This window comes from Pirellulales bacterium (assembly GCA_035546535.1).
GTDB lineage: Bacteria > Planctomycetota > Planctomycetia > Pirellulales > JACPPG01 > JACPPG01.
Map to the genome: position 1 here is coordinate 1 of DASZWQ010000152.1, position 16,598 is coordinate 16,598.

A 16,598-nucleotide genomic window follows, 5' to 3' on the forward strand; every position below is an offset into this window, starting at 1 on the left:
AAAAGCCCTCGTGGCTTTTTTCAACCTCGCCAAGTGCGAAGCAAAGCTTCGCACGACTCGCAAAATAACGACTTACGTCGATATTTTGCCATCGCATCCCTGCGATGTCGCAGCCCGTTGAGTTCTTCAACAGGCTGCTAAACCTCTTCCAGACCGAAGTGGCCTGGCCTGTCAGGCGCCCGGCGCCTAGGATCAAACGCAGCCTCGCACGCTGCCTGGTCGCTTCCGACGTTTCTCCCGCGCTGCCTGTTTTCATGCCGAATCTTCGAATCTGATGCCTGATCACCTTTCGCCGGGCGCCAGCAGCAGGGTGGGATGCCCTGAATGAGCACGAATTCGACCCCGTCCGGCAATAGTCTCTCGGCTGCCAAGCACGATCCGTACGCGGCCTTGCGCGAACGCGATTTTCGGCTGTTCCTCTCCGGCAACTTCCTGTGGGTGCTGGGCTTCAAGGCCCAGACCGTGGCCGTCGGCTACGAAATTTTTCAGCGCACAGGCGCTTCACTCGCTTTAGGGTTCGTCGGACTGGTGCAGATATTGCCCGTGCTGGCTCTCGCCCTGATCGCGGGTCACGCAGCGGATCGCTTTGATCGACGCGTGATCATTCTCGTAACACTGGCGCTGACGGTCCTGGCCTCGGTGGGCCTCGCGATCGTGTCCTTGAGTGGCGCGCACATTTGGGTGACGTATGTTTTGGTCTCCATCATCGGCGTCGCGCGCGGTTTCTCGCAGCCTGCCCGCGCGTCGTTCCTGCCGCAGATCGTGTCAGGCGACCGTTTTCCCAACGCCATCACGTGGAGTACGGGCGCTTTCCAACTGGCGTTCGTCCTTGGACCGGCCTTGGGCGGGATATTGATGGCCATCTCTGGCAACGGCTCCTCGCCAGGAAAGGCCGATGCTGGTTCCGTCAGTGGTCCTGCGATCGTCTACGTTTGTCATGCGGCGGCAGCGGCAACCTTTTTTTGCTTGTTGTGCTTCATTCGTTCGCGACCTGTCACGCATCATGGCGAAGGCCTGACCCTGGCGTCTCTTGCCGCCGGGGCGAAGTTCGTGTGGTCGCAAAAGGTCATGCTCGGCGCTTTGACGCTCGACCTGTTCGCAGTCCTGTTGGGCGGAGCGACCGCACTGCTGCCCATTTACGCCTCGGACGAGATTCTCGACGTCGGAAAAATCGGGTTGGGATGGATGGAGGCCGCGCCGGCCCTGGGCGCGGTGCTCATGACCTTCATCATGGCCCACCGGCCGCCAATGGGGCACGCCGGCCGGACCATGCTGCTATCAGTAGCCGGCTTCGGCGTCGCGACGATTGTTTTTGGCTTCTCGCGTTGGTTTCCCTTATCGCTGGCCATGCTCTTTCTCGCGGGCGCCTTGGACAACATCAGCGTCGTGATTCGTCACACCCTTGTGCAACTACTCACCCCCGACGCCATGCGCGGCCGCGTCACGGCCATCAATGGCATGTTCATCGGCGCCTCGAACGATCTGGGAGGCTTTGAATCGGGCGTAGTGGCCAGCGTGGCCGAGCACTGGCACCGCGGCGGAGCCGAACTCTCCGTGCGCGAAGACGTGGCCTTCGGCGCAACGTTTTCGGTCGTAGTTGGAGGGATTGGCACGCTCGTGGTCGTGGCGCTGCTCTACTGGCGCGCCACGGCCCTACGGAACTACGACCGGCTGATCTCTCCCAGGCCGGACACGCAAGATCCCGAAGAGCAAGAACTGACGCCGTGACCGTCCTGTCGATGCTCGCCGAGCGAGCAGGAACGCGGAACCGGCTCAAGCCGCGCGCGATGCTGAAGTACGGCTTTGCGGCGACGCCACATCACGATTCTGCCGCGCAAACGCGTACAGCCGTCGCATGATTAACAAGAACGGCAACAAATACACGATATCGGCAAAGAAAAGAATCGGCAGGAACGCCACGGGCAGCTTGCCGATCGAGACATAGGCCACGCCCAGGATCGAGCCGAGAAACTTGCTGAAGAATCCCAGCGTGAGCACGTTGCGATTCTCGACCGGATTGCGGGCCACCATCCAGTAGCCCACGCCGAACAGCCCGACCATCACGCCCACCAGTTGCAGCGGCAGCATGAGCGTCGGCTTTTCGACGTCCAGGAATCGAAAGCCCTCGTGATAAAAAATCATCATGCCGATGCCGGCCAGGATGTTGTAGCCGCCGACGAACCACAACAGATACCGCATCCAGGGCGTTAAGGGCGCGGCGGCGGGTAGCGTCGAATTTGCAGCAGGCGACATGTGCGGAACTCCCTTTCCGACGTCACGAGATCAATTGCATTGCGCCCCGCGGCGAGGTCATCCCGATTACCGTGCGAAACGCCGTTTTAGACGGACGCCTGGCTTGCAAATTCGGCGGCCCACTGCTGCACGTTCGCGACTCCCTTGCGATGGCAGAAATCGCCGAAGGTCTCGCCTGGCTGCCGGTCCTGCTTGAAATACGTGAGCACCGGCACCAGCGTGCTGACCAGTTCCTCGCCCGGAACCATGTCCTTGTAGATCACGTTCAAGCGATCGCCGAGCAGACGCCCGCCCAAGAGCACGGTGTATTTCCCGGCAGCTTTACCCACCAGGCCCACGTCCGAGTTATAGGGGCGTGCGCAACCGTTCGGGCAACCGGTCATGCGCACCGTGAAGACCTCTTGCGACAGGCCCAGCCGCGCCAGCTCGACTTCCAGTTCGTCGATAACGCCCGGCAGCGCACGCTCGGCCTCGGTGATCGACAGCCCGCAGGTGGGCCAGGCGACGCAGGCCATCGACCAGCGGCGGACCGCCGAAATATCGCTCGAAAGCTTTACGCCGTGATCGCGCAGGATTTGCTCGATCGCGCCGCGGTTGGCTTCCGCCACGTCGGTAAATAGCAGACTCTGGTGCGAGGTCAAACGGATACCGGGGGCAAAGCGGCGGCAAATCTCACGCAGCGCCGTCTTCAGCTGCAGCGTTTCATTATCAAGGATGCGTCCGTTCTCGACGTTCAAGCCGTAGAACCACAGGCCGTCTCCCTGCTCATGCCAGCCCAAGTGATCGTCGAAGCCCGTCACGTCATCGGGCTCGGGCCCGGGGAGGGGTGCGCCGTAATACTCTTCGACCTTGGCCTTGAACTTTTCCAGGCCCCAATCGGCGATCAGGTACTTCATCCGCGCGACCTTGCGGTCCGCGCGATTGCCGTTGTCGCGTTGCACCTTGATGATGGCGGTGGCCACGTCCACGACCTGGTCGGGCGTGACAAAGGCCATCCGCTTGGCGACCGCCGGGAACGTTTTCTTCGCGCTGGGCGTGACTCCAAAACTGCCGCCGACGAGTACGTTGTACCCCACGATACGTCCGTCGCGCGCGATCGCCATCAACCCTAGATCATTGGCGTACAGGTCCACGCAATTATCGCCCGGCAGGCCGATCGCGGTCTTGAATTTGCGCGGCAAATAGGTGGGGCCGTAAATTGGCTCGACTTCGTGCCCATTCGCGCCGCCGCCGACGAGCGTCTCTTCGCCGGTCCCATGGTCGGTGAGCCAGATTTCGTGATACGCCGTCGAGCGCGGGCAAAGATGCACCGCCAGCCGATCGGCCAGCGCCTGCATCTCGTCATGGACCGGGTCGTGCCGATGCGGCGCCGGGCAACACATGATATTTCGTTCGACGTCGCCGCAAGCCGCCAGCGTCGAAAGCTGCACTTCGTTGATGCGACGGATCGCCTCTTTTAGATGACTCTTCAAAACGCCGTGCAGTTGTAGCCCCTGGCGCGTCGTGATGCGCAGCGTCGTGTTGCCAATCTCGTCGCACAGATCGAGTTCTTCGAGCAATTGCTTGCTGGTCAGCTTGCCGCCCGGAATTTTCGTCCGGACCATGAAGCTGTATTCCTTGCCGCCGGCGCGCAACGCCCCTTCGGCGCGCCCCGCGGCACGGGCATCGCGATCGTCCTGCTGGTAGGTTCCGTGAAACTTCAGCAGCTGCGTGCTGTCCTTGCCGAAGTGGTCATTCTCGTCGACCAATTCACGAGCAACGTCGCCGCGCAGGTAATGACTACCCGATTTGATGATCTCAACAGGACTGAGTTTTTCTTCCGCCATGTTTTTTCCGAGGGAGGGAAAACGTCTGAATACCGGCTCGAAAAATCGCGATCTCGTCTCAATGCCTACCAACATGACAACAATTGTCGTAATTGTACGCTCTGGGCACCGTAGGATACAACCGTCGAGCGACAACGTCACTAGCACTTCACGGCATCCCCCGAATCAGCCCCTGATTGACTTTCTCCGCCGCCCTCCCTGCAGGCCCTCCTAGCCAATGAGCCAACATTCTCCCTCGTCAGGGCAGGTTCCGATTCTCGGCCGTCTTGCGGTTTGGGTGGCGACCGGCTTTGGCGTTGGGTTTCTGCCAGCTTCGCCCGGAACCTTTGGCAGCGTGCTGGGCCTGCCGCTGGCTTGGGGCCTGCAACAATTGCCGGGCCCGACATGGTATGCCGTGGGGCTCGCGGTCTTGGCTGTCGCCGGCGTTCCGATCTGTGCTTACGCGGCTCGACACTTGGGCGGGCATCACGATCCCGGCTCCGTCGTTTTCGACGAGATCGTGGGCATGGCGGCGACACTATTCCTGTTCGACGCCAATAGTGCGGTCACCCTGGCGGCTGCGTTCATCTTGTTCCGATTCTTCGATATCCTCAAGCCCACTCCCGTCCGCGAGGTCGAGCGGCTTGCCCATGGCTGGGGCATCATGGGGGACGACCTGGTGGCGGCCGTTTATGCGAACCTGGCCCTCCGGCTGCTCGGCTGGACACTTCGCTCGGTCGTTCCCGAGCTATCCCCTCTAATATGAACATATCGCCGGGCAGGAAACGTCGCCGCTACGCAGCACGGTCGGATTCCCCTAGAATGCCCGCTTTCAGCCACGGCTTCCAGCAGGAGGGTGACGCGTGAGCGCGACGATTCTGGACGGCAAGGCACTGGCGCAGAAAATCCAGGCGGAGCTGGCAGAACAAGTCGCTGATTTCATCGAAAACAATGCTGTCGTGCCCTGCCTCACCGCCGTGCTCGTTGGCCACAACCCGGCGAGCGAGGTTTACGTCCGCAACAAGCGGAACGCGTGCGGGCGGCTTGGGATCGACGGCCGGCTCGAGCGATTGCCTGCCGAGGCCTCGATCAACGACCTTCTCAAGCTGGTCGCGCAGCTTAACAAGGCCGAAGACGTACACGGAATCCTCGTGCAGCTCCCTTTGCCCCCAGGGCTCGACGCTACGCGCGTTTTGCACGCGGTCAGCCCCTTGAAGGATGTGGATTGCTTCCATCCGGAGAATGTCGGCCGCCTGGTGCAGGGGCGCCCACGCTTCCTACCATGCACGCCGCACGGCGTGCAGCAGTTGCTCGTTCGCAATGACGTCGAGATCGCCGGACGGCGCGTGGTGATCCTGGGGCGCAGCGATATCGTGGGCAAGCCGCTGGCCAACATGCTCATGCAACGTGGGCCAGGCGCTGACGCTACGGTGACCGTCTGCCACACGCGGACGAAGAATCTTGCCGAAATCACGCGCCAGGCCGACATTCTGGTCGCCGCCATCGGCCAGGCTCGCTTCGTCACGGCCGACATGGTCAAGCCTGGCGCGGTAGTTATCGACGTCGGCATGAACCGCAGCGAAGAAAAGCTCGTGGGCGATGTCGATTTCGAAGCCGTGCGCGAAGTGGCCGGCATGATCACGCCCGTTCCCGGCGGCGTCGGCCCTCTCACCATCACGATGCTGCTGGAAAATACGCTTGCCGCAGCGCGCCTGCAGCAGACATGATGTTCCCAATTCGGAGCTGGCCCGTCAAACGTCTGTCATTGAGCCCATCAAACAGGTGCTTGAACCCCGGAGCGTCGCCACTATGAGCGAGCCATTGATTACCACGCGCACCGAAGGCGTCACGCGGATCGTGACAATCAACCGCTCGGAAAAACGCAACGCGCTGACGCCGCAGATGCTCTCCGATCTGGCAGCCGCCGTCGCCGCTGTCGATCGAGAGCCCGAGATTCGCGCCGTCGTCGTTGCGGGAGCGGGGCCGATCTTTTCGGCCGGCATTGATGTCATGTCGCTGGGTGAAAGCCAGGGCTCGGCCGGCGAATTGAATCCGGCCCGCTGGTTGCGCCGATTCGCAGGGGATCTGCAACATGCTCTGGACACGATCGAGAACACCGAGGTGCCCGTGATCGGCGCGCTGCACGGCCAGGTGATCGGCATGGGGCTGGAATTGACATTATCGTTCGACTTGCGCGTCGCGGCCGATGACTGCAAGTTCGCCATACCCGAATCGCGCATGGGCCTGGTGGCTGATGTCGGCGGCACGACACGATTGAGCCGCGTCGTGGGCCCCAGCCGCGCGAAAGACATGCTGCTGACCGCGCGCTCGATCGACGCGGCCGAAGCTTTGCAATGGGGGCTCGTGAATCGCGTGGCGCCGGCCGCCGAGCTGTTGCCCGCGGCTCTGAAACTGGCCGAGCAAATCGCGCAGAACGCCCCCTTGGCCGTAGGTATGGCGAAGCTGATCGTCGATCAGGGCGATGGCCTCGACAAACGAACGCAGATGGCGCTCGAGCGCTGGGCGCAGAGTCAGCTGATCACCACTGGCGACGTGCAGGAAGCGGTGATGGCTTTCATGTCGAAGCGGCCGGCCAAGTTTCAAGGAAAATAACATCCGTGCCCGCCAGCGGCCGCGTCACGTTGGGCAAGTTGAAAATGAAAAGCCTTGCGTTTCGAGCGCTGCGCGGCTGGGTTTTCTTCCAGGTGTTTCTCGCGTTGCTTTTGTGCCTGTCAGCCGGCACGCTTTTCTCGTGGCCAATCTGGGCCTATTGGCTGCTCTTTGGAATCTCGACAGCCGCGACGACGATCTACTTTCTGAAGCACGATCCAGGCCTCGTCGAGCGCCGCATGGCGGTTGGTCCCGCTGCTGAAAAACGGCCGACGCAGAAAGCCATCCAAACGGCCACGAGTATCGCGCTTTGCACCTTGTACATCGCAGCTGGGCTGGACATTCGCTTCGGATGGTCGACCGTCCCCGTCGCGGTGGTCGTCCTGGGGGACGTGCTGGTTGCGGTATCGTTCTTCATCCTCTTCGTCGTCTTCCGCCAGAATAGTTTTGCCGCCGCAACCGTCGAGCTGCAGCCTGAGCAGCGTGTGATATCGACCGGGCTGTATGGCTACGTCAGACACCCCATGTACACCGACTCGATTGTTCTGTTTGCGGGTACCGCATTAGCGCTCGGCTCTTACGTGGCGCTCATCCCGGCTGTGCTGCTCACGTTGCTGATCGCCGCGCGGCTGGTCGATGAGGAGCGGTTTCTGTGTGCTAACCTGGCGGGATACGAAGATTATCGCCGCCAGGTGCGCTACCGCCTGATCCCCGGATTATGGTAGTGGCTCGCTCAACGATCACCGACGAAGAGCGGGGTGCCGGAGAACAACCGCAAGTCTTCACGAGCGGCTGCAATCGCCTCTTGTGCTTCCCCCGCTGCCACATCGCGCTCGTGGCTGCACAGCTTGAACATCGTCGGGAAGGCAAACCACTCCGACGATTTGCGCGGCTCGGCCGGAACGGCCGGCTTGTAAGCGACGTGAGGCTGCGGCCCATTCGCGCCTTGGGCTGACTGCTCGGCCGCGACCTGCACCGAAGCCAAGGTAAGCGCCGCCTGCTGCGCAACCGCATCGCCGGCACGGTACAAGGCTAGAAAAACCCGCGCGTGTCCGACCGGTTCTATTTTTTCGCCCAGGTAATTGCGGTGGCGGCCGAGCATCTCGGCGTCGAGCTGCAGCCAATCGCCGCGCCAATCGTGCGGCACCAGGAGCCGAAGTGTTACCTCGCGCGCTCCCTCGAGCGCCACCTGGCTGGAGCGGCGCCATTTGAAGAACACGCCATGCTCGGCGCTGATCGTGCCGCTGGCCAGCACTGCCTGTTTGGGCGAGAGGCGATGGTAGGTTTCCTTCACACCCCGGTTTTGCGTCATGCCGACGCCCGCGCCCGGCGCCGCCTGGGGAGGAACTGGCTGAGGCACCACGGAGGGTCCTCCGAGCGAGGCGTTAACAGACTGGATCGTATCTGTGGAGTTGCAAACCTCGACATCGCCGGCCAATTCGCTGGCCAGCTCGGTGCGCGGCTGAAAATCGACGACGCGCGTGCGCCGCTCGGGGCTGAGAATCGTGACCTGCAGTTGTTCGAGCTCCGCTTCCCGTCCCGCTTCGAGCAGCACGGAGAGGCGGACCTTCGCCTCGACGATGCGTTCCTGGCTGTGAGCCGCTGCATAATCCGACGGCGTCACGTCAACGCATTCGACGATCGGACCGACGTCGATCATCACACGCGGCGCCGCCGCATCGGCCTCGGGAACAGCACCTAACACAAGAAGCAATGCAAGATTTACAAACAAACCACGACTGGAAGGCAGGAATGTCACGCTCACGGTGGTCCTCCTTTCCCGGCACATGAAGGTGACGTCATCGGCAAGCGAGAATTGCAAGAAGCGTGCCGACGTTCGATCACAAATCGTATGAGCGCGGTAGGGGCCGCCAAGGGGCGCACCATCGAGAATGAAGTACGGCAATGCCTTACGTGCGAAGTGGACACCGGCGACAGTTCGCGACTGCACGGATAGCATCGAATGCCTGCAAAGACGGCCTTGGCGCGCGGGATGGTTGCGCGACGCACGGCATCTTCGGCACAATCGCGCCATGTTGCCAAAAAGCACTCTGCTGACGCGAGGCAACCCGCGTGGCAGCAGGACAACGCACGGAGATAAACCCGGCTGCCTCCACGAGATTTTCCAACGCCTGCGGCAGGGCTGATCGTCTTGCGGTCATAGCCGCGTTCGCCGGACGATCGGCGCGATTCGGCAATTCGTGACCAATAGTTCCGTGGCAAGTCGGGCGTGCCGCTGGCGAAATCGTCGGCAGCTGTCGGTGCTTCGCCCTGCGATATCCCCACTTGCCGAAGCGTTGCACATCGCGCGCTTCTCGGCTCTTTTCGCAGGAGAATCGCTATGTTTTCGTGGAAACGTTGTGCGGCTCTGACCGCCGGCGGCGCCGTCCTTTGCTCGGTCCTGGGCATCCTCATCGTGTCGACCCGGCATGTGCGCGGCGACGATGCAAAGGCGACCGAACAGCAGACGCCGCAGAATACGGGCCGCCAGCCGACCGATGACATCAAGCTCGAGGGCAATGGCCGCCAGGCTTCCAAGCAATTCAACCTTCAGCCCGGCCTGGCGAATTTCGAGGTAGCGCACGACGGCAAGTCGAATCTGATCATTCGCCTATTGGATGAGAACGGCAAAGAAGTCGATACGATCTTCAACCAGATCGGCCCGTTCCAGGGCGATCGCTTGCTGCCGATTCGCAGCGCGGTCCGTGGCTTGCTCGACGTCGCCGCCGACGGCAACTGGTCCGTGACCATTCGCCAACCGCAGCCGACCGAGGTCGAATCGACGCCGGTCACTCTGCGAGGCACTGGCTATCACGCCACGCCGTTTGTGAAGCTGAACAAGGGCTTGAACATCTTCAAGATGAAGCACGATGGTGAAATGCGCTTCATCGTCACGCTCTTGGATCAATACGGGCAACCGGTCGAGAGCCTGGTGAATGTCGTCGGCGATTTCGACGGCTCGAAGCCGGTGAGTATCGACCAGCCCGGCATCTACTATCTCAACGTCAGTGGCGACGGCGACTGGTCGATCAACATCGACTAGCGCGTGTGGCGTCTAAGAGGTCCGTCCCATTGCGCGCCGCGCGGCCCAAGTGACCGAACTCGCCGGCACTTGGCTGCGCGGCCGCGCTTGCCGCGGCTGGATGCTTGCCCTCTTGCGTCACGTTAAGCCGGTGGTTCGGTTTGTACCGGTTGGCCTTCGATGCCTCGCCTCGCTCGATTCCGCACGATGTAACTCTTTTGCTGCTGAAAAGTTCGTGAGCTACAGTTCACACGGTATGAGGTAAAACGCCTTGGGCAGCACGCGCGCCCGCGCGCTACGGATTCGCAAGAATTGATTCGCACAATCCGCCGAACGCTCCTGGATTTCCCCTCGATGTCGATCCCCCCCACCAAGTCCGGCGCTTCGGCAAGCACCTTCGACGACGACGTGCTCGACCTGGAGGATCTCAAGGCGCGTTGCCTGGGCAACCTGGACCTGGTCGAACGGGTGCTCACAAAGTTCGCCGGTCAACTGGACCGCGATCTGGAAGAGCTCGAGAGCGCGGTTCGTACGGGCGACGCCTCGATGGCCGCACAACTGGCGCATCGTATTAAAGGCATCGCCGCCAGCGTGGCCGCCCGGACATTGTTCGAGGACGCTGCCGTGGCCGAGCAGCGCGCGTTGGACAACGATCTTGGCCGGCTGCCCGACCAACTGCACCGCCTGCAAACCGATCGGATCAAGCTCGTCGAAACCTTGGAACGCAGCGGACGACGCTTGCCATAAACATCACGGACCTGTGGCGATATCACGAGAGAGGCTATGCGAGTTCTCGTTGTCGATGACGATCTGATCACGCGCGAAATCGTCGTCGAAGACTTGCGACATTTCGGCTACGAGGTTACCGCCGCCAGCGACGGGCGCGAGGCCTTTGAACTCGTGCGCACCGGCATGTACCGGCTCGTCGTATCGGATTGGCAAATGCCGCACATGAGCGGTCTCGATCTGTGCCGCGAGATCCGCAAACGGGGCTGGAGCGGATACATCTACTTCATCCTGCTCACGCTTCGCGGCGGCGTTGACAATGTGGTCTGCGGCCTTGACGCCGGCGCTGACGACTTCCTGACCAAGCCCTTTCAACCGCAAGAACTACGTATGCGGTTGCGCACTGGTGAACGCGTGCTGGGATTGGAAAGCCGCGATTTGATGATCTTCGCCATGGCCAAGCTGGCCGAGTCGCGCGATAAGGATACGGGCGACCACCTGGAACGGATGCGCGAATACAGCCGCATCCTGGCCGATGAATTGTCGCGCTGGCCGCATTATTGCCAAATGGTCGACGGCGATTACGTGCAGCTCATTTACCAGACGAGCCCTCTGCACGACATCGGCAAGGTCGGTGTGCCCGATTCGATTCTGCTGAAACCTGGCCCGTTGTCGTCGGAAGAGTTCGAAATCATGCAGCGGCACACGCTGCTTGGCGGCGAGACTTTGCAAACAGTCGCCGCCTCGCGCCCCGATGCGCTATTTCTGAAGATGGCCACGGAAATCGCCCTGACGCATCACGAGCGTTTTGACGGCACCGGCTATCCGCACCGCCTCAAGGGAGATCAAATTCCACTCTGCGGCCGCATCGTGGCGCTCGCCGACGTCTACGACGCGCTGACAAGCAAACGTGTCTATAAGCCGGCCTTCGACCATCAGAAGGCACGGGCCATCATCCTGGAAGGCAAGGGAACACAGTTCGATCCCGACGTCGTGCAAGCATTCATCAATCGCGAACAGGAATTCATAGCTGTCGCACGGCAATTTCACGACGATGGCCCGACCTCCGCGACGCCTGCGGCGCCGATCACAGGGTTGAATTCGTTGTCCCCGCTTCCCGTAGCGCGATAGCACGCCGAGGCGACACCGTTGCTCGCTCCCGGCGCGTGCCGCAGGCTCTCGACGTGGCCGCAAAGTTTATCTGACCGGAACAACCGGCAAACGAAGTCTCGTCGCTTCCGGTTTTTGCTCGGCACGCATCGGTTCGTCGAGGGCGGCGCGCCGATTCATTCTTCATGGCGACTGCGGAAGGCCAGAATTCGCGCAGCAGCTAGCGGTAGGCAGGTCCGCTCGCGCGCCCGCAGTCGCGACGAAGCCCCTTCCGTCGCGCGCTGGCAGCATGTGGCCTGCGTCGCGCTTGTGCGTCAGCAAGACTCGTTCCCTTCGCCCCAGCAAAGGATTGCAACCGATGCGGCGGACATGGATGCCGTTGATCGTTTTGGCCGTCGCCCTGCTGGGTGCGCGCACGGCGCTTGCCGACGGCGTGATGCTCGACGGCGTTTCGCCTCGCGCCACGGGGCGCGGCGGAACAAACGTCGGTTACGCCGACAACGGCGCCATGGTGCTCGACAATCCGGCCGCCATGACCAACGTCGAGGGCAATGGCCTGTTCGATTTCGGCGGCGACGGCGTGTTGACCAACCTGCGCTATACGGATCCGACGCGGTCCGGCGTAAGCACCGGCTTCACCCCATTGCCGCAGATCGGCTATGTACGCAAAAGCGCGGATGGCAATTGGGCCCTCGGCATTGGCCTGTTCACGCCGGCGGGCTTCTCATCGCACTATTACCTCACGCCGAATTCCTTTCCGCCGGTCGAACCATTCACCGGAACGCAGAAATACGAATCGTTTGGCTCGCTGAGCAAGATTCTCCCGGCCTTGAGCTACAAAGTGACCGATCGCTTGTCAGTCGGCGGGACGTTCGGCGTCGGCGTCGGCTATGCTTCGCTGCAAGGACCGTATGTACTGCAGAATCCGACCGGTGTGCCGGCGGGTACGCCCGTATTGATCGACGTGCATGGCGGCGGGGCCAGCCCGGTCTGGTCGGCCGCGATGCAGTATCTGCTCACGGACGACACGACGATCGGCGTGACATATCAAAGCGGGACGACGTTTAACTTGCATGGCACCGCGGCCGTAAGCACGAACCTGGCCGGCCTGCCCTTCTCGACGACTTACCAGACAGCCACGACCCATATTACGTGGCCGCAATCGGTGGCGATCGGTGCCCGGCACAAGCTTTGTTGCCACCGGACCGTGGCCATGGACGTGATTTGGTTCGACTGGTCGCAAGCCTTCAGCCAGGTGGGCTTGTCGCTACAGGATTCGACGAATCCGCTCTTTCCCACGATCCACGAGAACCTCCCGCTCAATTGGCACGACAGTGTGTCGATGAAACTGGGCTATGAAGAAATCCTGCCGACCGGCGGCACGTTCCGCATCGGCTACGTCTATCATCCCAATCCCATCCCCACGTCGTTTCTCACGCCGTTTTTGCCGGCCACGCTCACCAACACCTTCACGGTCGGCTACGGCTGGACATTGCGGCAATGGCTGCTCGACGTTGCCTGGGCGCACGGCTTCTCGGGCGGACATACCGTGGGTACAAGCGGGCTGATCGGGCCGCTGGGCGGGCCCGGCGATTTCAGCAATGCCACGATGCGACCCCAGGCCGACGTCATCGCCGTGAGCTTGATCCGACCGTTCTGAATTGCGTCTTCCCTGCCGGCTGGTGCCATGCTTTTTCGCCGCAGGCGAAAAAGCATGCTGCGATAGCACGCTCTCATCAAATTGCTCGCGAACAAAAACGGCACGCCTCGCTACCGCGAAGCGTGCCGTTTTGTACTTGATCGACGTAAGATCTGGTCGCTGGGTTAACTAGATCGTACGGTTCGCATCCGTCGTCGCCGGAACGTCGGCAGTTTGCGGGCCCGACAACGGCTCTGCCGTATCCAAGCGCACGAATGCAGGAACCTTGCTGCGCGCGATGTAGTTGATGATGATGCCCGTTTCATCGCGGACGCTATCCAGTTCGTCCATGTCGTAGCCGGCCAGTTCGAACAGCTTCCGGCATTCTTCCGTGGTGCGCTGCAGGAAGAACCAATCGACCAGCCACTGGTATTCCGGCGTCTGGTAGAGCTTGCAATCCTTGAACGCCACGTACACCACGCCTCCTTCGCGCAACGACTCACGCCAACCTTGCAGCAGCGGGATCAGATACTTGTCGGGGATATAATCGCACAGCCCGACGCTGTAAATGATGTCGCTGCGGCCGAAGCGCTCGATATTTACCGCTGCTGACGTCATCCGTAGTGCGTTGTAGCGCACGAAATTGACTTGAGCGGTGTTGGCCAGGATCGGCGAGACGTTGGCCTGCACGTAATCCAGCGCCAGCGCGTCATTGTCGACGAGGGTTATCGTCGTCTGCCCATTGCGTGCCGGAAGACCGGCCAGATATTCCCGGCACGGTCCACAGGCCACGTTCAGCACGGCGACGTCCCCCTGCCGGCTATTCAGCTCGTCGACAAGGAACTTCCGCGCCAAGCGCAAGCGCGCCGGCACGGCCCTACCGAGCGACGTGTTGAGAAAGTACCGGTCAAGATAACCACCGAGCCCGCGCGACCGGGGCACGCCGTCGTAAATCGCGGTCAACATCTGGTAATCGCCCGGGTAGCCGCGCGGCTTCGACAGCGCATGGTTCATGAACCAGCTTTGGCCGAACCAGGGCCAGATGGCCTCGCGGTAGCGGATCTGCGTCTCTTTGAGCAGTTGCGGCTCGCCGGCCAACTGCGCTTCCAGCGCCGCACAATCGTCCAACGAGGCGTTGATCGAATGCGTAAGCTCCGCCACGAGCGCATCGGATTCAGGTTCGGCCTGTCGATCGATATGCCGATCGAATTCCTCGAGTGCTTGCGTGAATCGAGGAACATGGTCGGCGAAAAAGCGGTTAATTGCGGAGTCCATGACACTTTCCCTTGCCAAAAAAAACTAAGAGGGGCACGCACTCAAGGCAAAACATCACGTACGTCGGAGACCTGTCGAAATGCACTTGTCGCGCATGGGCCACACCGCGATTTCCTCTGCATGGCACACAGCGTCCCGAGCCAGGCAGGCCGTCGCACCTCTGAGCGTCGCCATCGCGAACTGGCGCGCGTCGTACGCGCCCGGCTGCGGCAGAGACGTTTACCGAAGGTGTCCAACATGACTGCTGCGAGAGGCGGCGAGGTTACGCGCACTTCAACGGGAAAAACGACATAAGTCATTCAGCCGGAAGTTCGGTTATCACGAATTAAATATCAACACGCAAGGAAAAAATCATTAGAAAAGCACTAACGTCACGATTTTTCACTTAGTGTGTTCAGCCCATGACGCTCAGGCAAGGTGTGCGCTTTGTAGCGACGAGGACGCCCGACGAATTGCCAGTTAGGACGGGCGCATTCGTGGCGTTATCGCGCGATCAGTTTTTGTCGCGCCATTCGATGCGCCCGGAAGAACTGCTGCGGCGGGACGGCACGGCGGCAATCCGAGGCGCGCCCCCGCGCATTCCCTCGCTCCAAGTCTTGATGCGAAGCTAGCTTTCACTGGGAACCTGGCCTGCGCGCACTCACAACCTTGCACGCTTCGCGACTCAAGCTGCGCGATCCGTGGCGTGCTGCGCTGGAAACCGGCGGGTGATTCCCTGACCCCCCCGGCGGGCCTCCTAGCGGGGAACGACGTGTCAAGCGCATCGGAACTTGATCTCGAGCAGGAATCGCAAGCGCGCGCGGGCCAGATCGTTGGCTCACGGTTCCATCTGCGCCGATGCCTGAACGTGTGCGACGGCTTTCGCACTTATCTGGCCACCGATGTCAGCAACGGCGGTGAGGTGGTCGTTAAGGCCATTGCTACCGAGCGAATGCATGCAGCCGCCCTTATGCGGCTGGAGTTCGAAGCGTCGCGCCTGGCGCGCCTGTCCAGCCCCTGGCTGCCCCAGGTGCTGCACGTTGGCCGCCAGGGAAAAGACCTGCTAGTGGTCTACTCCTACGTGCCGGGGATCGCCCTGAAAAACTGCTTGCGCGATCAGCCACTATCCATTGGCGAGTCGCTGGTCGTCGCTCGAGGCATATTCTCGGCGCTGCGCGACATGCACGCTCAACAATTACTGCATCGGGCGGTGCGACCCAGCAATGTGATCGTCAATTCCGCGGGGCCGATCACGACCGCGACGTTAGTCGAGTTCGAGCCCTCGCCGGCTTTGTACCTCGAGGATGCTCATTTCCGGCAGCAGGCTTTGCAGGCCGCCCTGTACCTGTCACCCGAGCAGGCGGGGTCGATCGATCACGATGTCACCGACGCATCGGACCTGTATGCCGCCGGCGTGACACTGTACCACTGCCTGGCCGGCCACCCTCCTTTCTCGGGTAATACTCTGGGCGCGATCCTCTTCGAGCACATGACGGCCTGCGTGCCTGACTTGCGCGCGCTGGGTATCCCGGTCCCGCGTGCTCTGGACGAGCTCGTGGGGCGCTTGCTGCGAAAAGATCCACGCGATCGTTACCAGTCGGCCGAGGGAGTGTTGGCCGACCTGGAGGCCATTGCCACGGCGCTTGCGCATCATGAGTCGGAGCCGGCCATCGTCATCGGCGCCCAGGACAAGCGGCAAACCCTCACCGAACCGGCTTTCGTCGCCCGCGCGCGCGAGCTCGCCGACATCGATGATCAGCTAGCGCGGGCTCGTCGCGGCCAGCCGCGTCTGGTGATGCTCGAAGGCGAATCCGGCGGCGGTAAGACGCGGCTGCTGAGCGAAACGACCCATCGCGCTGCCTCGCAGGGATTCTGGCCGCTGTGGGGGCAAGGCACCAACGAGGTCGCACGGCAGCCGTTTTCGCTGTTGTCCGGTATCGTGGATGGCTTCCTCGCCGCTGCCTCGGCCGATCCCGCCCTGGTTCCGGCGGTCCGTGCGCGACTGGGCGATTTTGCGGCGAGCGTCGGCGCGGCACTGCCGGGATTGGCCGCGGTCCTTGGCGCCGACAGCGGGTTTACCTCGGCTCCCGAAGCCGCCGGCGAATTGCGCACTCAGCGCGCCCTGGCCAGCTTTATCAATGCCCTAGGCACGCCAGAGCGTCCCGTCCTGCTGGTGCTA

General features: G+C 61.9%; 15 protein-coding genes. 10 read left to right on the top strand and 5 right to left on the bottom strand.

Annotation, left to right across the window (positions count from 1 at the left end; translation table 11 throughout):
• A partial coding sequence (locus VHD36_18000; GenBank protein HVU89224.1) for a hypothetical protein occupies nucleotides 1-256 on the bottom strand: 256 nt, incomplete at its 3' end.
• Between the two features lie 68 nt (nucleotides 257-324).
• Here VHD36_18000 and VHD36_18005 point away from each other — a divergent pair.
• Nucleotides 325-1,728, top strand: a complete 1,404-nt coding sequence (locus VHD36_18005; GenBank protein HVU89225.1) for an MFS transporter — start codon at nucleotides 325-327, stop codon at nucleotides 1,726-1,728.
• Nucleotides 1,729-1,773: 45 nt separating this feature from the next.
• Here VHD36_18005 and VHD36_18010 read toward each other — a convergent pair whose 3' ends face one another.
• Both VHD36_18010 and VHD36_18015 read right to left on the bottom strand, forming a co-directional pair.
• Nucleotides 1,774-2,253, bottom strand: coding sequence for a hypothetical protein (locus VHD36_18010; GenBank protein ID HVU89226.1), 480 nt, complete (start codon nucleotides 2,251-2,253; stop codon nucleotides 1,774-1,776).
• An 86-nt stretch (nucleotides 2,254-2,339) separates the two neighbouring features.
• Entirely contained in the window at nucleotides 2,340-4,079 is a 1,740-nt protein-coding gene (locus VHD36_18015) for an NADPH-dependent assimilatory sulfite reductase hemoprotein subunit (protein ID HVU89227.1), read from the bottom strand.
• Between the two features lie 217 nt (nucleotides 4,080-4,296).
• Between VHD36_18015 and VHD36_18020 the strand changes: the two genes are divergently transcribed.
• The 4 genes from VHD36_18020 (at nucleotide 4,297) to VHD36_18035 (ending at nucleotide 7,393) form a co-directional block, all read left to right on the top strand.
• The gene (locus VHD36_18020) at nucleotides 4,297-4,824 is read left to right on the top strand and encodes a phosphatidylglycerophosphatase A (protein ID HVU89228.1); all 528 of its coding nucleotides are present in this window, start codon (nucleotides 4,297-4,299) and stop codon (nucleotides 4,822-4,824) included.
• 97 nt (nucleotides 4,825-4,921) lie between these two features.
• Complete coding sequence (gene folD / locus VHD36_18025; GenBank protein HVU89229.1) at nucleotides 4,922-5,785, top strand: bifunctional methylenetetrahydrofolate dehydrogenase/methenyltetrahydrofolate cyclohydrolase FolD; 864 nt, start codon at nucleotides 4,922-4,924, stop codon at nucleotides 5,783-5,785.
• Nucleotides 5,786-5,867: 82 nt separating this feature from the next.
• Nucleotides 5,868-6,671: an enoyl-CoA hydratase/isomerase family protein gene (locus VHD36_18030; GenBank protein HVU89230.1), complete on the top strand. Its 804-nt coding sequence runs from the start codon at nucleotides 5,868-5,870 to the stop codon at nucleotides 6,669-6,671.
• A gap of 5 nt (nucleotides 6,672-6,676) precedes the next feature.
• The gene (locus tag VHD36_18035; GenBank protein HVU89231.1) at nucleotides 6,677-7,393 is read left to right on the top strand and encodes an isoprenylcysteine carboxylmethyltransferase family protein; all 717 of its coding nucleotides are present in this window, start codon (nucleotides 6,677-6,679) and stop codon (nucleotides 7,391-7,393) included.
• Nucleotides 7,394-7,401: 8 nt separating this feature from the next.
• Here VHD36_18035 and VHD36_18040 read toward each other — a convergent pair whose 3' ends face one another.
• Nucleotides 7,402-8,433 carry a hypothetical protein gene (locus tag VHD36_18040; protein ID HVU89232.1) on the bottom strand — a complete coding sequence of 344 codons (1,032 nt, stop codon included), beginning with the start codon at nucleotides 8,431-8,433 and terminating at the stop codon, nucleotides 7,402-7,404.
• A 576-nt stretch (nucleotides 8,434-9,009) separates the two neighbouring features.
• Here VHD36_18040 and VHD36_18045 point away from each other — a divergent pair.
• The 4 genes from VHD36_18045 to VHD36_18060 all read left to right on the top strand — a co-directional run bounded on the left by VHD36_18045 (nucleotide 9,010) and on the right by VHD36_18060 (nucleotide 13,186).
• The gene (locus VHD36_18045) at nucleotides 9,010-9,711 is read left to right on the top strand and encodes a hypothetical protein (protein ID HVU89233.1); all 702 of its coding nucleotides are present in this window, start codon (nucleotides 9,010-9,012) and stop codon (nucleotides 9,709-9,711) included.
• 333 nt (nucleotides 9,712-10,044) lie between these two features.
• On the top strand, nucleotides 10,045-10,437 hold the full coding sequence (locus VHD36_18050; GenBank protein ID HVU89234.1) for an Hpt domain-containing protein: 393 nt from the start codon (nucleotides 10,045-10,047) through the stop codon (nucleotides 10,435-10,437).
• A gap of 36 nt (nucleotides 10,438-10,473) precedes the next feature.
• A complete protein-coding gene (locus VHD36_18055) occupies nucleotides 10,474-11,547 on the top strand; it encodes an HD domain-containing phosphohydrolase (protein HVU89235.1) in 1,074 nt (357 codons plus the stop codon).
• Between the two features lie 337 nt (nucleotides 11,548-11,884).
• Nucleotides 11,885-13,186 (top strand): outer membrane protein transport protein, encoded by a 1,302-nt coding sequence (locus VHD36_18060; protein HVU89236.1) that lies wholly within the window; start codon nucleotides 11,885-11,887, stop codon nucleotides 13,184-13,186.
• 168 nt (nucleotides 13,187-13,354) lie between these two features.
• Here VHD36_18060 and VHD36_18065 read toward each other — a convergent pair whose 3' ends face one another.
• Nucleotides 13,355-14,440, bottom strand: a complete 1,086-nt coding sequence (locus VHD36_18065) for a class I SAM-dependent methyltransferase (protein HVU89237.1) — start codon at nucleotides 14,438-14,440, stop codon at nucleotides 13,355-13,357.
• Nucleotides 14,441-15,191: 751 nt separating this feature from the next.
• Between VHD36_18065 and VHD36_18070 the strand changes: the two genes are divergently transcribed.
• A partial coding sequence (locus VHD36_18070; GenBank protein HVU89238.1) for a serine/threonine-protein kinase occupies nucleotides 15,192-16,598 on the top strand: 1,407 nt, incomplete at its 3' end.